Raw genomic sequence first — 16,916 nt, 5'->3', positions numbered from 1 at the left:
CCCGTAGCCAACGGGCGCCGCTTACTGGCGGAATAGCGACAGGATATTCTCGGAGCTGGTATTGGCGATGGAGAGCGACTGGATTGCCAGCTGCTGCTGGGTCTGCAGAGCCTTCAGCTTGGTGGATTCTTCGTTCATGTCTGCGTCGACGAGGCGGCCGACGCCCTTGTCGATGGAGTCTGTGAGCTTGTTGACGAAATCTTCCTGAAGATCGAGGCGCATCTTGATGGAGCCGAGATCGGCGCTCGCGCTGATCAGCGATTCCAGCTTGGTGTTGACGAACTGGATCATGTTGTCGAGGCCGTCATTGTCCGTCAACGGCTGGCCCTTGGCGTCCAGCAAACCGCTGAGATCCTTGGTGATGTCGAGATCGATCAGCGAGTAGCCGAGCTTCTGTGCCATCTGGGAATCTGCGGCGGCGGTTTCGAGGTAAATATTGTTATTGGACGAACCGCCGGTTCCGATTGCCGTTACAGTGGTGCCTGCAGGCATCGGCGCGGTATTGTTGGCTTTTACGTAGAGGGCTTCACCCGCTGCGTTTTCGCCGATCTTGAAGTAGGTGCCGTTGTTTCGTGCGGTTGTCGCCGCAGCAACGGTTACGAGGCCGGTTACTGCGTCTGGAGCAGAAACTGTGGTCGTCGTCCCCGATGGGAAACCCAGAAGCTGGGATTGCGTGAACACCTTTGCGGTAGAGGGCGTGTTTGTGGCAACACCTGCGGGTGTGGTCGTGGTAATCTCGAAATTGCGCAGGGAGCCTGTATCGGAATAATAGGCGGCGCTATCGAGGATACCGTTTTTCGCCGCACCGGTCGAGGTATCGAAAAGGGCAGTCTTGTTGTCGACCTGAACGTTGATCGTCTTGACTGCAACATTGCCCGCGCCGTCACGGATGAAGGAGCCGACGATCTGCTTCGTTATGGGGGTGAGGTTGCCGGATGCGTCGCTGATCTTGCCCTTAAGCCAGTTTTCGCCGGAGAAGGAGGCGGATTCGCCGATGCTTTTCAGCTGGTCCTGGAGCTGACGGATTTCTTCCTGAATCTTTGCCTTGTCGACGCCGGCCTCGCGGGCGGCAACCAGCTTCTTGCTGATTTCCTTGACGACATCGACAGTGGTTTCCATGGCGGAATAGGCTGTATCGACCTTTGCGGCGCCGAGGCCGAGGGCGTCCTGAACAGCGGAAAGAGCACCGTTATCCGAACGCATGGTGGTCGCGATAGACCAGTAGGCGGCGTTGTCGGAGGCGGTTTTGACGCGCAGGCCGGAGGAGACACGCGACTGCGTTTCTTCCATGTCGCTGCCGATTGCGCGGAGGGTCTGAAGGGCGGCCATTGCCGCGACGTTCGTCAAAATGCTGGTCATAATTATTTGCCCCTTGATTGGCTTAAATGAAAAGGGACATTCCGGATTGCCGCCGGTAACGATCGCGCGGCTTGATGCCTGTTAACCTCTTTTTCGTCTTGGTTAACCAATCGTTTCGATGCCTAGGTTTTAGGGCCCGAATGGTTAACAAAGCCTAAACTGTTGTTAATAAAAATTAGGAAATAATAATTTCTCTTAACCATGACGGAAAAAGCCGCACCCTTTCGGATGCGGCTCGATTTTTTGGCGATGTCTTTTCCGATTAACGGAAGAGCGACAGGATGCTCTGCGAGTCGTTGTTGGCGATTGACAGGGCCTGAACAGCAAGCTGCTGCTGGGTCTGAAGAGCCTTCAGCTTGGTGGATTCTTCGTTCATTTCAGCGTCGACGAGACGGCCGATGCCCTTGTCGAGCGAGTCGGTCAGCTTGTTGACGAAGTTTTCCTGCAGTTCGATGCGCATCTTGACCGAGCCGAGGTCGGCAGCGGCGGACGTCATGCTCTGGAGCTGCTTGTCAACGAAGGAAACCATGGCGTCGAGGTACTGGTTTTCCGAGACTGCCGAGCCGTCGCTGTTCTTGAACGTGCCGGTCAGGTCCTTGGTGATGTCCAGAGACGTCAGGGAGTAGGTAAGTTGCGTTGCGAGCTGGGCGGTTGCGCCTTCTTCCAGGTAGATCTTGGTGGTGCCGTCGAGGCCAACTGCAATGTTGGTCTTGGTTGCCGGCGAGGTCGGCGCAGTCGTGTTGATTTTCACATACTGGTCGTTGCCAAGATTGAAGTAGGTGCCGTTGACGTCGGGGGCTGTCGCATCGGCGTTAGCGATCGTGACGATACCCGTTGCAGCAGCGGTTGTGAAGGTGACGGGGGTGCCGGCAGTTGCTTCCTTCAGGCCCTTCAGCTGGGCTTCAGTGTAAACCTTGGCTGCTGCAACCTTGGTCACCGGCTGGGCAGCGCCTACGCCGTCCGAGTCATTGGTGATTTCGAACAGCTTGTAGCTGCCCGTGGAAGAAAAATAGGCGTAGGAGTCGAGGACGCCCTGCTTGTCCTTTGCAGCGCCCGAAGACGTGTCGAAAAGCACCGTGTTGCGGCTCAGGTCAACGTTGACGGTCTTTACGGACACGTTGCCGGCAGCGTCGCGGATGAAGGAGCCAACGATCTGCTTGGTGACGTTCTTCAGTTCGCCAGCACCGTTGCTGACGGTTGCCTGCAGCCAGTTTTCACCGGAGAAAGACGAGGAGCTGGAGATCGACTTCAGCTGATCCTGCAGCTGGGTGATTTCTTCCTGGATCTTGGACTTGTCGACACCGGGTTCGCGGGCGGCAACCAGCTTGTTCTTGATTTCCTTGACGACGTCGATGGACGATTCCATACCCGAATAGGCAGTGTCGACCTTTGCGGCGCCGAGGCCGAGCGCGTCCTGAACAGCAGAAAGAGCGCCGTTGTCGGAACGCATGGTGGTCGCGATCGACCAGTAAGCGGCGTTATCGGAAGCTTCGCCGACGCGCTGGCCGGAAGACACGCGGTCCTGCGTCGTTTCCATGTTCTGGCCGATGGAGCGCAGGGTCTGGAGTGCAGACATAGCTGCTACGTTAGTGAGAATGCTCGTCATAGTAAATTTGCCCCTTGAATGGCTGATTAACGAAGGGACATTCCGGTCTCACCGGGAACAGCGCACAGCATCATGCCTGCTAACCTGCTGATTTTTAATGGTTAGCTCGCCGTTTCGATGGCTCTAGCTAACCTTCATATGGTTAATGAAGAGCTAAGGGTCGCAAAAAAATACACACGCTGAGATTTTATTATGCAATCTTCGCGCGCATGCGCGCGTAGCCTGAAATGTTTAAAAAAATAATAAAGCCGCACCCGTTTCCGGATGCGGCTTTGATAAAAGGGCAATACGCTTGGGTCAGCCTCCGTCACGTTTGCCTGTTTCACGCAATTGCAAGACGGTCAGCCTCCGCTTGCGATCCTGCGTGTAGTGTCATTCAGGCCAGCGGCTATCCGCTTGTCCATGCCCAAAATCTGACAGCCGGTGCTTTCCAATTCCCTAATTTCAGGGCGCTCCCGGCGCTTCGCTCAAATCGTGGTAAATGCTTTCAAAGCAAGGATGGTAAACGAAATCTTCCCGTTTGCGGAGCACTCCACAAATGCAAAACCGCGCCCTTTCGGGCGCGGCTCGACTTTTGTAATTTTCGGTCCGATTAACGGAAGAGCGACAGGATGTTCTGCGAGTCGCTGTTGGCGATCGACAGAGCCTGGATTGCCAGCTGCTGCTGCGTCTGCAGAGCCTTGAGGCGGGTCGACTCTTCGTTCATGTCGGCGTCAACCAGACGGCCGATACCCTTTTCCATCGTTGCCGTCAGCTTGGAAACGAAGTCGCCCTGCATCGAGATGCGGTTGGAGACCGCGCCCAGATCGGCAGCAGCGCTGTTGAGGGTTTCAAGCTGCTTGTCAACGTGAGTGATGAGCTTGTCGAGGATGTCGTTGTCCGTTGCAGCGGCAGTGCCGAGCATGGTGGCACCAGCGCCCTTGTAGATGCTCAGGTCGGAAATATCGAGGTTCGAAACCGACTGCTTAACGCCGTCTGCGACAGCTGCCTTGTCGAGGATGCCCGTACCCTTGCCGTCTGTTACAGCGCCGGTATCGAACAGAACGTTCGAGCCGCTGAGCTGCAGATCGACGCGCTGAACCTTGACGGCGCCAGCGGAGTCACGGGTGAAGGAAGCAACAACCTGCTTCTTCAGGTTGGCAATAGCCGCATCGTCAGTACCGACAACAAATGCTGCGCCGTCGTTGGATGCTTTCGTCTTCAGCCAGTTTTCACCGTTGAAGGTCGCGGAGTCGGCGATCGACGTCAGCTGCTTCTGGAGCTGGCCGATTTCCTTCTGGATCTTCTTCTTGTCGGCAGTCGGGTCCTGGGCAAGGATCAGCTTGTCCTTGATTTCCTGAACGACCTTGATCGTCGCTTCCATGCCGGAGTACGCGGTGTCGACCTTGGCTGCGCCGATGCCGAGTGCGTCAGAAACGGTGGAGAGCGCCGAAGCGTCCGAACGCATCGTGGTCGCGATGGACCAGTAAGCGGCGTTGTCGGAGGCAGAGCCTACCTTCAGGCCGGTCGAGATACGACCCTGCGTGGTCTCCATGTTGTTGCCGATCGAACGCAGCGTCTGGAGAGCAGCCATAGAGGAGGCGTTGGTGAGAATGCTTGCCATAGTATTTTGTCCCTTGTTTTTACGAGATACTGGAGTTGGGGACATTCCGGACTTTGTATTACCGGTCACAACGTTTCGGCTTCATGCCACTCGGTTCCGAATTACTTGCCTTTGGAAACCAAACCCGCTGTGTGTAGGGAGAATTTGGCAGCAAAGAATTGCCCAATTGTTAATTTGAGCATTAAGAAATACTAGAAAATACTTATGGTTACTGCGAAGTATATTTAATTGGTAAGTTTTTAATTTAAAATTATAGTTATCCGACCCCTAGCAAAAACGGTAACCAAAGGGTTAAAACGCGAAAACCCCGCAGCCGTGGGGCTGCGGGGTTAACAAACAGGATTAACGAAGATTATTTCGGCACAGTTGCCGTCAGTTGAACGATCTCACAAGGCTGCCGACCAGCAGGTTCCAGCCGTCGATCAGCACGAAAAAAAGGATCTTGAACGGCAGGGAAATCGAGGTGGGTGGCAGCATCATCATGCCCATGGCCATGGTGATGGTGGCGACGATGAGATCGATGACCAGAAACGGCAGGATGATCAGGAAACCGATCTCGAAACCGCGCCGGATTTCCGAAAGCATGAAGGCCGGAACGAGCACGCGGTAGTCGACCACATTGTCGGTCATCACGACCTGTCCGCGCTCGCGGGCGATATCGACGAACAGCTTCAGATCCTTGTCGCGCGTATTGGCGTTCATGAAGGTACGGAAGGGTTCGGCGATGCGCCCAATCGCCTGCTGTTCGTTGATCTGGTTCTGCAACAACGGCTGCACGCCGTCTGTCCAGGCTTTATCGAAGGTCGGCGACATGACGTAGAAGGTCATGAACATCGCCATCGACAAGAGGATCATGTTCGACGGGGTCGAGGCCAGCCCCATGCCGGAGCGCAGGATCGAAAAGGCGATCACGAAGCGCGGAAAGCTCGTGACCATGATCAGGATGCCCGGCGCGACTGACAAGACCGTCAAAAGGCCGAAGGTGCGGATGATCCATGCGGCGACGGATCCGTCTATCTGTGTATTGAACAGATCGGTCGGAAATTGCTGGGCGTTGGCAAGGCCCGGCAAAGCCAGAAGAACAGCGATGGTAACAAGAAATCGAATCATTCGATGACAAAGGTCCGGAACATGACCTTGGATACGCGCCCTTGAGAGCGCAGGTCAACTCGTTCCTGAATGTCATCCTTAAGATATTGAAAGCCGCGCGGCCCTTCCAGCTGCTGAAGGGAAACGGTGCGGACGTAGGCCATGATATCCTGATGGATATCCTCCGCGAGATTGACCTCGACCGGACCCTTGAACATCAGCGCCACTTCAAGCCGCACCCAGTTCGTGGAGGGGTATGCAAGGTTGGTGGTGATGGGATCGAGCTGGACGATACCGTTCGCCTCTGCCGGGATTTTATCGATGCCCTCGCCCTTCTTCTCGCCATGTTCGCCGGCGGCAGCCGGGGCATGCGCCTCGGCGCCGGCGATCTTCGGGGCGAGCATGCCGCCCACGAACCAGCCGCCGCCCGCACCCAGCAGGGTGAGGATTGCAACGCCAGCGATGGTCATGACCATCGGCGAGGATTTTTTCTTGCCCTCAGTCTGTTCGTTTTCCATGGGTCAGTCCCGCTTTCGCATGTCGGCGTCAGAGCGGCGAGAACAGGTCGACGACCTGCTGACCGACCGGGGGTTGCTGCACTTCCGTCAGGCGGCCGCGGCCACCGTAGGAGATGCGCGCCTCGGCGATGCGCTCGTAGGAGATCATGTTCTGCGCATCGACATCCTGCGGCCTGACGATACCGCCGACGTTGAGGATGCGGATTTCGTGATTCACGCGCACCTCCTGCGAACCGCTGATGATGAGGTTGCCGTTTTCGAGAATGCCGGTCACCACGGCCGCCACCATCAGCGTCAGCTTTTCGGAACGCTTGGTCTTGCCCTTGGCCTGGGTGTCTGTATCGGAGCCGTATTTGATGTTGGAATCTGCCTCCGGCGTCCAACCTAAGATTTCCGCCTTTGCCTTCCAGTTCAGGCCGCTGGAATTGGTACGGTTGCGCTCGGTTTCGTTGTCGAAATCGGCCTTGTCGTTGATCTGGATGTTGACGGTCAGGATGTCGCCGATGTTAAGCGCACGTAGATCCTTGAACAGTGCACCCTGGCTGTCGCTCCACAACGAATAGCCGCTCGCCATGTGCTTTGGCTGCTTCGGATACATGCCCATCTGCGGCGTCTGGCTGAATTGCAGGCCGCTGCCGATCGGGCTCATCGCGGGAGCGTTGCCGATTTCCTTCAGGGTCTGGTTGTTCTGGCAGCCGGCAAGCAGGGCAAGCGGCAGGAGGAGGGCCGGAAGACGCGGGGTCATGAAGGATCCTTCGAAGTGTTTTTGTCGATTGCCTGCGACATGATGCCGGCGACGATTGCGGCTTTCTGAGCATCCATTTCACTGAGGATGAGGCCCGATTGACGTGGCGGAAGCTGCATGATGATGGCAGCCGCGATTTCCACATGCATCTTCTCGAGCTGCGGTGCTGCGGCATCCGCCTTCATCGTCTTGTAGATATCGACCAGATTGCTTTTCGCCTGCTCGAGGAAATGATTGCGGCGTGCCAGCCAGTCCTCATATTCCGCCTTGCGGTCCTGCAACGCGGAAATGCGCTCGTTGACGTCAGCCTGAAGCTTTTCCAGCTCCTGCTTCTGCATGAGATAGCGCTGGTCGCGGGCCGCATCGGCAATATTGGTGCAGAATTTCTGGATTTCATCTTGCGTGCTGAGTTCGGACACCACGTTCTGCTGGCTTTCGGCGCCGGCGGCGGGCAACAGGAAAAGCAGCGAGGCAACGGCCGCGAACCGGGCAAAGCCATTCCTGAAAGCAGTTTTCTTCTGAAGTTCCATCATTGCAGCACGAGCTCCGCCTGAAGGGCGCCGGCGGATTTGATGCCTTGCAGAATGGCGATGATGCCGTCCGCCTTGAGCCCGATGCTGTTGAGACCGGCAACCAGCGTGCGAAGGTCAGGGCCTTCGACGATGGCGACCTTGCTGCCTTCCTGCAGTGCCATGATATCCGTCTGCGGTTGCACCGCCGTCTCGCCGCGCGAGAAGGGCGCCGGCTGGATGACCTGCGGCGATTCCGTCACCTGCACGGTAAGCGTTCCATAGCTCACCGCCACGCGGGAAATACGCACATCCGCGCCGATGACGATCGTGCCCGTGCGCTCGTTGATCACGACTTTCGCCGGCGTATCCGTCTGGACCGTCAGGTTTTCGATTTCCGCCATCAACCGCGTCAGGTCGGCGGTGCGGGGCTTCTGCACCGAGATTTCCTGCGAATCGCGCGGTTCGGCGATGCCATCACCGTAACGGGCGCGGGCAAAGGCGTTAACGACATCGGCGACGCGCACCGCGGTCGAAAAATCGGGATTGCGCAGCTGAAGGACCAGATTGACCGAATCCTTGAATTTCGACGGCAGTTCCCGCTCGATGATCGCGCCGTTCGGCACACGCGCCGAGGTCGTTACGCCCTGCGTCAATGTCGCTGCATCGCCCTGTGCCGAAAAGCCGTTGACGATCAGTGCTCCCTGCGCGACCGCATAGATCTGCCCGTCTGCACCGGAAAGCGATGTCATGATGAGGTTGCCGCCGCGAAGCGAGGAGGCGTCGCCGAGCGAGCTGACCGTCACGTCTACACGGCTGCCGGGGCTGGCGAATGGCGGCAGGTTGGCCGTCACCATCACGGCGGCGATGTTCTTGGCGTTGGACTGGCCGCCCTGCGTGGTGATGCCGAGGTTCTGTAGCATGGCGCGCATGGACTGTTCGGTGAAGGGTGAAGAGCGCAGGCTGTCGCCGGTGCCCTGTAGGCCCACGACGAGACCATATCCGATCAGCTGGTTGTCGCGTCCGGCCTGCAGGGATGCGATATCCTTGATACGCGACGTGTCTGCCTGGGCTGGCGGCGTCGAGAGGAAGGGCAGGGCCGAAATGACCAGAGCCGCACAGAGGATACGAAGCACTTTCATTTCGCCATAACCTGAATGGTTCCGTCCTTCATGACGGTACCGCTGACCATCACGCCGGAATCGATGTTGCGTACCCTTACGACCTCGCCGAGCGAGCCGTCGCTCATGGGCGTTCCGGACGCCATCAGCGTCATGTTGCCGATGTGGAAAACGAGTTTGACGCTCGTGCCGCGCACCACAAGTGACGGTTCACGAAGCGCTGCAATGGGGATTGTGCGGCCGGGAAGCAATGTCTGCTTGGAGATCATGCCTTCCACTTCGCTGATATCGCTCGCGTAACCAGCGGAAATGTTGGGGTTGGTCACTTCCACCGGCTTCACCTGTTCGGGCGTGATCGTCTCGCCCGGATAGATCGTGCGAGTAGGAACCAGCGCCGTCGGTGCCTGTGCAAAAGCGGGTGCCATGGCACCCAGTGAAAAGGCAGACGCAAGGCACATACGGACGAGTGCCGTTCTGCAGCTGCTATGTTCCCGGCCAAACCTCATGTCCGCCTGCCTTTCCGTTCTTACTTCAGGTTCTTGCTGACAATCGAAGCCATTTCGTCAGCTGTGGTGATGACCTTTGAATTCATCTCGTAGGCGCGCTGCGCCGTGATGAGGTCGGTGATTTCCTTGACGGCATCGACGTTCGAGCCTTCGAGGTAAGATTGCTTGATGTAGCCGTAGCTCGGATCGTCAGGCACGCCGATAACGGCGGCGCCGGAGGCCGGCGTCTGGGAAAAGAGATTGTCGCCGAGCGGCTTCAGACCCGCCTCGTTGGCAAAGTTGGCGATGGTCAACTGGCCGAGTTCAGTGAAATCCGCAGCGTTGCCGATGCGGGCGGTCACCTGACCCGTGCGGGTGATGGTGATGTCCTGCGCGTCGGTTGGGATATTGATGTTCGGGATGACATTGTAGCCATCAACCGTCACGAGGTTGCCGTCAGCATTCTTGTTGAAGGCGCCGGCGCGGCTGTAGAGCGTCGAACCGTCGGCCGCCTCGATCTGAAACCAGCCCTGGCCGATGATTGCCACGTCGAGCTTGTTGCCGGTTTCGATCAGGTTGCCCTGGGTGTGGATGTTGCGCACCGCGGAAGTCTGCACGCCGAGGCCGATATTGGCTCCCTCAGGCACGATCGCCTGGTTGGCACGGTTCGGCACACCCTGCATGCGTTCGGTCTGGTACAGAAGATCGGTAAACTCTGCACGCGCGCGCTTATAGCCGGTGGTGTTGATGTTGGCGATGTTGTTGGCAATGACTTCCAGATTGGTCTGCTGGGCGTCCATACCGGTGGCAGCGATGGCAAGAGCTCTCATGTCATTTTTCCTGCGGGGCTAGAGCATTTCCAGTAAAGGCGCGGAGCGGTTCTGCGTCCGGAAAGTGCTTAAAAACAAAGGCCTAGAGCGCGGCCAACGATTGGCGTCAAACCGGACGCGCTCTAGATCTGCATCTTGGTAATGTCGAGATAGGCCGACACGATCTTGTCGCGGAACGCGATGGCCGTTTGCAGCGACTGCTCGGCCGAAAGCACGGCATCGACCACTTCGCGTGTGTTTGCCTTGCCCTGAATACCTTCGAAGGAGGCCACTTCCGCCTTCTTCAGGTTGTTCATCGCATCCGTTGACATATTGCCGAGAACGCTTGCGAAGCTTGCGCCCGTCTGCTGGGCGGGCGTCGTCTGCTGGCTGCCGAAAATGCTGTCGGTCAGCGAAGAGACGTTGCTCGTGCCACGCGTGAGCGAGAGGGAACCGAGTTGTTTGATGCCGTCGATCATTGCGATGCTTTCAGAAGGTCGATGGTGGAGGCGACGAGGTCGCGTGTCTGGCGGATGACCTGAAGGTTGGCGTCGTAGCTGCGGTTGGCTTCGCGCATATCCGCCATTTCGATCAGGACGTTGACGTTTGGCATCTTGACCATGCCGCTGGTGTCGGCGGCCGGATTGCCGGGGTCGTATTCGTGGACGAAATCGCCGCGGTCGACGCCAAGCTTCTTTACCGTCACGCGCTGCACGCCGCTTACGCGGTCAAGCTCGGAGCCGAATGTCACGGTCTTGCGGCGATAGGGGTCGGCGCCGGGCGTGTCGCCGGTCGATCTTGCGTTGGCAATGTTTTCCGAAACGATACGCAGTCGGGTGGACTGCACTTCCAGGCCGCTGCCCGCGATCTTGCTCGCCGCACTCAAGGGATCCATGGTTTACCTCTTTACCGTCATCAGCATCATGCGATGGAAGGATTTGACGAGACTGGCGTTCAGGTCGTATTGCCGCTTGATCTCGCCGGTCTTGGTCATTTCCTCAGCAAGCGCGACCGAATTGCCGGACTCCTGCATGCCGATCTCGTTATTGATCGGGTTGTCGCGCACCGCGATATTTTCGCTGAGCTCGCTAGCACCGAAATGGGCGGGATGGGTCTTCGCCATGCCGACCTGCTGGCTGGTGGCCTGCATGACCGCTTCGAAAGGACTGACATCCTTGGCGTGAAACTTGGGTGTGTTGGCGTTGGCGATGTTGGTCGCCACGACTTCCTGCCGCACGCTCAGCCATTCCGCTTGGCGGGAGGCCAGATCGAACAGTTGAATCGGTTGCATAGACTTCTCCATCTCGTATGGCCCGAACCTACGGTGCTAATCTTGCGTCAGACTTGCGGTGAGGGGCGCAGGTGCGGAAGCACTGGAGAATCTGATCCCGGAGGCGATTGCGAAAACAAAAATGGCGCGCCGGCAAATGCGGCACGCCCTAGGATCGAATAGTGAATTGCGAAGACGTCTCCGTCCTGCCGGACTGGATCCGGCGACGGCAGCAGACTTCAGCAGAGTGCCGGTCTGACTACTTCTCGGGATGATAGGTTTTACCGGAAGAGGTCTCTATCATCCACTCGCCGTCGCGCTGCTCGATTTTGGTCAGGCGCGCATTGTCGGGTAATGTGGAGCCCACCCGCACCATATACATGCCCGATCCGTCCTCGATGAGGGCGCGGCCGTTGGAGACATGCAGCAGGCGGAAAGAGGTCTGGCCGGGGAAGGGCTGGTCTTCAAGCCCTGCGGCGAGATTGTTCTGCTTTTCCTTACCCTTTTCGCTGACCGTCGCCGTCGTCAGCATGTCCGGCAATTCGCCGGGCGCTGGCGCGTCTTCCTTGTTGCGATTGGTCATGGCTAGGGGCGAAACGCTGAAGACTTCACGCGGACCGGTATGGGGCAGGTCGCGCGTGCGGTCGCCGTCTGCCACTCTCATTCCAAACTTGTCCTCGTTGAAGAACACGTACCAGGGGAAAAATGCGGCGGCGGCGGCAAGTCCTATTCCCGTCCACGCCAGAATACGGTCGGGCGTGAAGAAGGGAGGCTGCGGCTGTACGTTCTCGAGGTCGCTATCGTCGATCTTGTCGATCTGTTTCTTTTTCACGGGTCAGCCTCTCATTCTCGGGTTTACCTGTGGCTGATTATTTTGCACTCCACCGCGCAACGCGGTCGCCAGATCGGCGTAAGCGTCCTGCGCCGCCGGTTCATTCGGAAGCTGTTTCAGCGTTTCATAGATGATCGGAACCTGTTTCACCGCCATGTCGAGATCGGGATCGGTGCCGGGTCGATAACCGCCGATGAGGCGCAGATCCCGCGTTTCCTCAAAGCGGTGCACCAGCGCTTTCAGACGCGACACCAGCTTTTCCTGATCCGGTGTCCATGCCTTCTTGGCGAGACGCGAGATCGAGGCCAGAGGATTGATCGGAGGATAGCGGCCTTCTTCTGCAAGGCTGCGATCCAGCACGATGTGGCCGTCGAGAATACCGCGGGTCGAATCGGCAATCGGATCGTTGTGGTTGTCGCCGTCCACCAGAATGGAGACGATGGCGGTGATGGTACCGCTGCCTTCGGCGCCGGGTCCCGCCCGCTCCAGAAGGCGCGGCAATTCGGTGAAGACCGAGGCCGGATAGCCGCGTGCCACCGGCGGTTCACCCGAAGCGACCGCCACTTCGCGGATCGCATGGGCAAAACGGGTCACGCTGTCGATGATAAGAAGGACGTTGTCGCCCCTGTCACGGAAATATTCGGCGATGGTGACGGCCGAAAGCGGCGCCATCTTGCGCAGCATCGGGCTTTCGTCGCTGGTCGCGACAACGGCGACGGACTTGCCCATATTCTCGCCCATCGTATCCTCGATGAACTCGCGCACTTCGCGACCGCGCTCGCCGACAAGTCCGATGACGACCTTGTCGAAGGCATCGGCCTTGGCAAGCATCGATAGGAGCGTGGATTTTCCCACGCCTGAGCCCGCAAAGATGCCGAGACGCTGGCCAAGGCAGAGAGGCGAGAAAATATCGATTGCCCGGACACCCGTCTTGAAGGGCGTCTCCACCCGCTTGCGCGTCATCGACGGCGGTGCATTGCTGGAAATCGGACGGCGCTCCGTACCTGATGCAAGCGGACCCTTGCCATCGATGGGTTCGCCAAGCGCATTGATGGTGCGGCCGCACCAGCTGTCGTCAGGCGCAACGCGGAAGGCACCTTTGCGGATGACTGTGTCGTGAATGCCAATCGGCTCGCCCGGTTCGATGGGGCAGACGTAGCAGATATCGGGTTCCACGCGCACGACTTCGCCGAGATGGATACCGGTCGCGCTGCGATGGGCGACGAACTCGCCCAGCCTCACATGCCGCGACAGGCCGGAAACCGTGTAGTGTCCGGCGGCGATGGTGCGGACATGGCCGCCCGGCGCCACCGAAAACTCCGGATCGGCATAGTGCCCGGCAAGGCTGGCGAGCTGGGCGAGCTTCGGTGAAATCGCCTCGACCGTGAGCGTGGATTCCGGCATTGTCATCGCTCAGTTCCTTAACGTGCGCCGCCAAGCGTCTTGATGGCATCGCCGAAAGTGGATTCGGTATCGCGCATCAGCGACGAAATGCTCTCGAAGGCCCGGTTGACCTGGATGAGCTGCGTCATCTGGGAAATGCCGTTGACGTTCGACTGCTCGAGATAACCCTGAACGACGCCGACCTCGTGATTGTTGACGACCGGCGTCGGCGGGGCCACGGGCTTCACGCCGCTATTGGGATGGCGCAGGAAGCCTTTCGAGAAATCCGCCTGGAAGATACCGAGCGTGGCAACGATGTTGTCGTTCTGCCTGATCGCACCATCGAGACTGACGGTGATCGGGCCACCATTCGCATTGAGCTGGATCGGACCGCCGCCGGCGTCGAGAACCGGATAACCGCTTGAGGAGATGAGTGCGCCGTCCGGACGCATGGTGAAACGCCCGTCGCGGCTCAGGATCTGGCCGTCGGGTGTGTCCATCGCGAACCAGGCATCGCCCTTGATGGCGAAATCGAAACTATTGCCAGTCTGTTCGAAGGCACCCTGACGGGTGGAGAGATAGTCGTTACCCTGCGATACGAACGCCACCTTGGCATTCATGTCATTGTGGTTCTTGGCGACCATTTCGTCGAATTTCACTTCGGAACCGCGGAAACCCACCGTGTTCGCATTCGCCATATTGTCGGAAATGGTGGTGAGACGACGCTCCAGCGCAATCTGCGAGGAAAGGGCGACGTATAGTCCGGATTGCATATCATTTGCCTCCGAGTTTCAGGGAGTTGATGGAGATCAGCAGGTCCGGGGAAATGCCGTAGCCGCTGGAGGAGCCGAAAACGGCCAGAGGATCATAGGTCGTGGAGGGATTTTGCATTTCCCACATGATGGTGAAACGCTCGAGCAGCTTGCCGACCTTTTCTGGATTTTGCAGATCCTTGATATTGATGGATTTTTCGATAAGCGCGGCCTGTTTTTCGACGCTTCCTGCCGCAATTTCGTCAGGCAGGTTGTAGGCGGTGCGGAACACCTGCGCGAGCGCGTCGTCGGCTAGAAAATCGAGACCCGATTTGATCGTTGGTGCCTTGCGCTCGAAGTAAAGAGCAAGCCGGACACCGTTATTGTCGCCGCCCGCCTCCTGCTCCAGCGTCTGGCGGGTGTATTTGCTGATGATGCCGGACTGGGCCGCTTCGGTCGCAGTTGCAGCTGCACCGAGACTTGCAAAGTCGAGCGATTTCGCAAGGTCCGAATAGCGGCTGTCGGAAAGCTTGTTGGCGAAGGCGTTCTTGTCGGCCGTGCCTTCGGTCAGCACCTTGCGGATGAAGGCTTTCGCATAGGCCATGTCCTCGAGGCCGTTGGCTTTCAGCGCATAATTGTAAAGACGGGTATCGGCCATGAAGTCGTCGACGGATTTCACGCTGCCGATCTTCGACCGGTAATATTCGGTTTCGCGCGCCACGTCGGGTTGCTTCGACACACGCTCAAGCGATTTGCCGATGTCCTGACTGATCAGTCTGTAGCTGGTGTAGGTGGAAGTCACTGAACCGCCGCTCTCGTTTGATCCCGATACCAAGGCGCACGTCCGCCTTTGTCGGGATAATGCCGGATGTTGCTTGTGCGAAACTGGCTGCGGCGACGAGGGACAGAGGCTCCGCGGACAGGTTCACGCAAGCCACATTTTCTAGAGATGGCGGCATGGAACACTGTTCGGGCGTGGTCGATCAATGAATATTGTAATTGGACTTATAATCACCTTCGGCTGCATCATCGGCGGCTACATGGCGATGGGCGGCCATCTGAACGTGCTGGTTCAGCCGTTCGAATTGTTGATTATCGGCGGTGCCGGCCTAGGCGGCTTCATCATGGCGAACCCGATGAAGGTCGTGAAGGATTCGGGCAAGGCGCTCGGCGAGGCCTTCAAGCACTCGGTCCCGAAGGAGCGCAACTATCTCGACGTACTCGGCGTACTTTATTCGCTGATGCGCGACCTGCGCACGAAATCGCGCAACGAGATCGAGGCGCATATCGACAATCCGGAAGAATCCTCGATCTTCCAGAGCGCACCCTCGGTGCTGAAAAACAAGGAGCTGACGTCGTTCATCTGTGACTACGTCCGCCTCATCATCATCGGCAACGCGCGCAGCCACGAAATCGAAGCGCTGATGGACGAGGAAATCGAGACCATCCTGCACGACAAGCTGAAACCTTACCACGCGATCACCACCATGGGCGATTCCTTCCCCGCCATCGGTATCGTCGCGGCGGTTCTCGGCGTCATCAAGGCCATGGGCAAGATCAACGAATCACCCGAAGTGCTGGGTGGCCTCATCGGCGCCGCACTGGTGGGCACCATGCTCGGCATCATCCTGTCCTATTCGATCTGCAACCCACTCGCTTCGCAGGTCAAGATCGTCCGCACCAAGCAGCACCGCCTCTACATCATCGTCAAGCAGACGCTGATCGCCTACATGAACGGCTCGGTGCCGCAGGTCGCGCTTGAATACGGGCGCAAGACCATCTCCAACTACGAGCGTCCGTCCATCGACGCCGTCGAACAGGAGATGATGAACCCCGGCGGCGAAAACAAGGCGGCATGACCATGGCTAAAGCTGCACAGCAAAGAGCACCCGTCATCGACACGTCGCTGCTCGCGAAACTCACCGGCGGGCTTTCCGACCGCAAGACAATCGCGAAGGTCGGCTCCGATATCGGCCATCTCTACAGCGAATTCCTGCCTGATATCTTTCACAGCGAGACCGGCATTGCGATAGACGTCGAATATATCGGCTCCGAATCGGGGCTGATGACCGATCTCATCGCCAATATCGGCGGCAATTTCTCGGTTGCGGATTGTTCTCTGCGCAACTGGTGCCCCAATTTCATGATGGCGGTCGGCAACGGCTTCGTCATCGCGCTCATGGAGCGCATGCTGGGCGCCGCCGCCGACACCATCGGCGAGCCGGACGAGCGCAGCCTGTCCCACATCGAACTCGACCTGGCGGCCATGGTTCTCGGGCGCATCGGGGGTGTCCTGCGGTCGGGCGTCAACGCGCCGGGCGGTTTCGAGGCGACGATCGACCCGCCCTTTACGGCCAATGGAAAAAGCGCCTTCGAGGAGATGATCGCCGGCCTCTACGGCGTGACAGTCCGCATGAAGATCGCCATCGGCAAGGTTTCTTCGGAATTCGCGCTGATCGTGCCGCAGCGGCCCCTGCTCAAGACCTCCATCGCCGCTCCCAAGGCTTCAGCCCAGGCGCTGAAGAAGCAGGCGGAATGGGTGGATTTGATCTCTGAGCAGGTGAAGAGATCGCAGGTAACGCTTGAGGCGCGCATCAAGCTCGAAACCTTGACCCTGCGGACGATCTCCAGGCTGGTGGCCGGCGACGTCATTCCGTTTCAGGATCTGAAGCAGGACGACATCGGCGTCGAGGTCAGCGCCAACGGCTCCAAGCTCTATAATTGTGAATTCGGCAAGTCCGGCGACCGCTACATGGTTCGGGTAAAGAACAATGTCAGCACGGACGACGAGATCTTGCGACATCTGATGGGTTAAAACCTGTCCACCTTTTTTGG

Annotated in this window: 19 protein-coding genes; 2 read left to right on the top strand and 17 right to left on the bottom strand. The window is 58.3% G+C overall.

What is annotated here, in order from left to right; translation table 11 throughout:
• Nucleotides 1-21: 21 nt before the first annotated feature.
• From ACQZ5Y_RS03415 to ACQZ5Y_RS03335, 17 genes are all read right to left on the bottom strand, one after another.
• Nucleotides 22-1,359 (bottom strand): flagellin N-terminal helical domain-containing protein, encoded by a 1,338-nt coding sequence (locus ACQZ5Y_RS03415; protein ID WP_065703813.1) that lies wholly within the window; start codon nucleotides 1,357-1,359, stop codon nucleotides 22-24.
• Nucleotides 1,360-1,621: 262 nt separating this feature from the next.
• Nucleotides 1,622-2,965, bottom strand: a complete 1,344-nt coding sequence (locus ACQZ5Y_RS03410; RefSeq protein ID WP_026330633.1) for a flagellin N-terminal helical domain-containing protein — start codon at nucleotides 2,963-2,965, stop codon at nucleotides 1,622-1,624.
• A 592-nt stretch (nucleotides 2,966-3,557) separates the two neighbouring features.
• Nucleotides 3,558-4,568: a flagellin N-terminal helical domain-containing protein gene (locus tag ACQZ5Y_RS03405; RefSeq protein WP_174042169.1), complete on the bottom strand. Its 1,011-nt coding sequence runs from the start codon at nucleotides 4,566-4,568 to the stop codon at nucleotides 3,558-3,560.
• Nucleotides 4,569-4,940: 372 nt separating this feature from the next.
• Nucleotides 4,941-5,678, bottom strand: a complete 738-nt coding sequence (gene fliP / locus ACQZ5Y_RS03400; RefSeq protein WP_003515060.1) for a flagellar type III secretion system pore protein FliP — start codon at nucleotides 5,676-5,678, stop codon at nucleotides 4,941-4,943.
• On the bottom strand, nucleotides 5,675-6,175 hold the full coding sequence (locus ACQZ5Y_RS03395; protein WP_174049179.1) for a flagellar basal body-associated FliL family protein: 501 nt from the start codon (nucleotides 6,173-6,175) through the stop codon (nucleotides 5,675-5,677). Before ACQZ5Y_RS03395 ends, fliP begins: the two co-directional genes overlap by 4 nt.
• Before the next feature lie 28 nt (nucleotides 6,176-6,203).
• On the bottom strand, nucleotides 6,204-6,920 hold the full coding sequence (gene flgH, locus ACQZ5Y_RS03390) for a flagellar basal body L-ring protein FlgH (RefSeq protein WP_003515062.1): 717 nt from the start codon (nucleotides 6,918-6,920) through the stop codon (nucleotides 6,204-6,206).
• Nucleotides 6,917-7,453 (bottom strand): MotE family protein, encoded by a 537-nt coding sequence (locus ACQZ5Y_RS03385; RefSeq protein WP_019564308.1) that lies wholly within the window; start codon nucleotides 7,451-7,453, stop codon nucleotides 6,917-6,919. The genes flgH and ACQZ5Y_RS03385 overlap by 4 nt, the downstream gene beginning before the upstream one ends.
• Complete coding sequence (locus tag ACQZ5Y_RS03380) at nucleotides 7,450-8,571, bottom strand: flagellar basal body P-ring protein FlgI (RefSeq protein WP_013635473.1); 1,122 nt, start codon at nucleotides 8,569-8,571, stop codon at nucleotides 7,450-7,452. The genes ACQZ5Y_RS03385 and ACQZ5Y_RS03380 overlap by 4 nt, the downstream gene beginning before the upstream one ends.
• Nucleotides 8,568-9,056, bottom strand: coding sequence for a flagellar basal body P-ring formation chaperone FlgA (flgA, locus tag ACQZ5Y_RS03375; RefSeq protein ID WP_174049180.1), 489 nt, complete (start codon nucleotides 9,054-9,056; stop codon nucleotides 8,568-8,570). The genes ACQZ5Y_RS03380 and flgA overlap by 4 nt, the downstream gene beginning before the upstream one ends.
• Before the next feature lie 20 nt (nucleotides 9,057-9,076).
• Nucleotides 9,077-9,865, bottom strand: coding sequence for a flagellar basal-body rod protein FlgG (flgG, locus tag ACQZ5Y_RS03370; protein ID WP_003515079.1), 789 nt, complete (start codon nucleotides 9,863-9,865; stop codon nucleotides 9,077-9,079).
• Between the two features lie 122 nt (nucleotides 9,866-9,987).
• Nucleotides 9,988-10,323, bottom strand: a complete 336-nt coding sequence (locus ACQZ5Y_RS03365) for a flagellar hook-basal body complex protein FliE (protein WP_003515080.1) — start codon at nucleotides 10,321-10,323, stop codon at nucleotides 9,988-9,990.
• Complete coding sequence (gene flgC / locus ACQZ5Y_RS03360; protein WP_003515081.1) at nucleotides 10,320-10,739, bottom strand: flagellar basal body rod protein FlgC; 420 nt, start codon at nucleotides 10,737-10,739, stop codon at nucleotides 10,320-10,322. The genes ACQZ5Y_RS03365 and flgC overlap by 4 nt, the downstream gene beginning before the upstream one ends.
• Before the next feature lie 3 nt (nucleotides 10,740-10,742).
• Nucleotides 10,743-11,135 carry a flagellar basal body rod protein FlgB gene (flgB, locus tag ACQZ5Y_RS03355; RefSeq protein WP_003515082.1) on the bottom strand — a complete coding sequence of 131 codons (393 nt, stop codon included), beginning with the start codon at nucleotides 11,133-11,135 and terminating at the stop codon, nucleotides 10,743-10,745.
• Between the two features lie 238 nt (nucleotides 11,136-11,373).
• Entirely contained in the window at nucleotides 11,374-11,946 is a 573-nt protein-coding gene (locus ACQZ5Y_RS03350; protein WP_013635475.1) for a hypothetical protein, read from the bottom strand.
• A 3-nt stretch (nucleotides 11,947-11,949) separates the two neighbouring features.
• A complete protein-coding gene (gene fliI, locus ACQZ5Y_RS03345) occupies nucleotides 11,950-13,356 on the bottom strand; it encodes a flagellar protein export ATPase FliI (protein WP_003515084.1) in 1,407 nt (468 codons plus the stop codon).
• A gap of 11 nt (nucleotides 13,357-13,367) precedes the next feature.
• Nucleotides 13,368-14,102, bottom strand: coding sequence for a flagellar basal-body rod protein FlgF (gene flgF / locus ACQZ5Y_RS03340; protein ID WP_003515085.1), 735 nt, complete (start codon nucleotides 14,100-14,102; stop codon nucleotides 13,368-13,370).
• A gap of 1 nt (nucleotide 14,103) precedes the next feature.
• Complete coding sequence (locus ACQZ5Y_RS03335; protein ID WP_003515087.1) at nucleotides 14,104-14,883, bottom strand: DUF1217 domain-containing protein; 780 nt, start codon at nucleotides 14,881-14,883, stop codon at nucleotides 14,104-14,106.
• A 184-nt stretch (nucleotides 14,884-15,067) separates the two neighbouring features.
• Here ACQZ5Y_RS03335 and motA point away from each other — a divergent pair, with 184 nt between their 5' ends.
• A complete protein-coding gene (motA, locus tag ACQZ5Y_RS03330; RefSeq protein WP_019564306.1) occupies nucleotides 15,068-15,940 on the top strand; it encodes a flagellar motor stator protein MotA in 873 nt (290 codons plus the stop codon).
• On the top strand, nucleotides 15,937-16,896 hold the full coding sequence (locus tag ACQZ5Y_RS03325) for a FliM/FliN family flagellar motor switch protein (RefSeq protein ID WP_003515092.1): 960 nt from the start codon (nucleotides 15,937-15,939) through the stop codon (nucleotides 16,894-16,896). Before motA ends, ACQZ5Y_RS03325 begins: the two co-directional genes overlap by 4 nt.
• The last annotated feature ends 20 nt before the right edge of the window (nucleotides 16,897-16,916 follow it).

Source organism: Agrobacterium sp. A3-95 (genome assembly GCF_053521785.1).
This window is presented reverse-complemented; position numbering and strand designations above follow the sequence as displayed.

What these genes read in the sequence shown, in the direction of transcription:
- flgB (WP_003515082.1), bottom strand. Translation starts at nt 11,135, where the DNA reads ATGCAACCGATTCAACTGTTCGATCTGGCCTCCCGCCAAGCGGAATGG.
- flgF (WP_003515085.1), bottom strand. Translation starts at nt 14,102, where the DNA reads ATGCAATCCGGACTATACGTCGCCCTTTCCTCGCAGATTGCGCTGGAG.
- flgH (WP_003515062.1), bottom strand. Translation starts at nt 6,920, where the DNA reads ATGACCCCGCGTCTTCCGGCCCTCCTCCTGCCGCTTGCCCTGCTTGCC.
- fliI (WP_003515084.1), bottom strand. Translation starts at nt 13,356, where the DNA reads ATGACAATGCCGGAATCCACGCTCACGGTCGAGGCGATTTCACCGAAG.
- ACQZ5Y_RS03365 (WP_003515080.1), bottom strand. Translation starts at nt 10,323, where the DNA reads ATGATCGACGGCATCAAACAACTCGGTTCCCTCTCGCTCACGCGTGGC.
- fliP (WP_003515060.1), bottom strand. Translation starts at nt 5,678, where the DNA reads ATGATTCGATTTCTTGTTACCATCGCTGTTCTTCTGGCTTTGCCGGGC.
- ACQZ5Y_RS03405 (WP_174042169.1), bottom strand. Translation starts at nt 4,568, where the DNA reads ATGGCAAGCATTCTCACCAACGCCTCCTCTATGGCTGCTCTCCAGACG.
- ACQZ5Y_RS03380 (WP_013635473.1), bottom strand. Translation starts at nt 8,571, where the DNA reads ATGAAAGTGCTTCGTATCCTCTGTGCGGCTCTGGTCATTTCGGCCCTG.
- ACQZ5Y_RS03410 (WP_026330633.1), bottom strand. Translation starts at nt 2,965, where the DNA reads ATGACGAGCATTCTCACTAACGTAGCAGCTATGTCTGCACTCCAGACC.
- flgG (WP_003515079.1), bottom strand. Translation starts at nt 9,865, where the DNA reads ATGAGAGCTCTTGCCATCGCTGCCACCGGTATGGACGCCCAGCAGACC.
- flgA (WP_174049180.1), bottom strand. Translation starts at nt 9,056, where the DNA reads ATGAGGTTTGGCCGGGAACATAGCAGCTGCAGAACGGCACTCGTCCGT.
- ACQZ5Y_RS03325 (WP_003515092.1), top strand. Translation starts at nt 15,937, where the DNA reads ATGACCATGGCTAAAGCTGCACAGCAAAGAGCACCCGTCATCGACACG.
- flgC (WP_003515081.1), bottom strand. Translation starts at nt 10,739, where the DNA reads ATGGATCCCTTGAGTGCGGCGAGCAAGATCGCGGGCAGCGGCCTGGAA.
- ACQZ5Y_RS03415 (WP_065703813.1), bottom strand. Translation starts at nt 1,359, where the DNA reads ATGACCAGCATTTTGACGAACGTCGCGGCAATGGCCGCCCTTCAGACC.
- ACQZ5Y_RS03395 (WP_174049179.1), bottom strand. Translation starts at nt 6,175, where the DNA reads ATGGAAAACGAACAGACTGAGGGCAAGAAAAAATCCTCGCCGATGGTC.
- ACQZ5Y_RS03385 (WP_019564308.1), bottom strand. Translation starts at nt 7,453, where the DNA reads ATGATGGAACTTCAGAAGAAAACTGCTTTCAGGAATGGCTTTGCCCGG.
- motA (WP_019564306.1), top strand. Translation starts at nt 15,068, where the DNA reads ATGAATATTGTAATTGGACTTATAATCACCTTCGGCTGCATCATCGGC.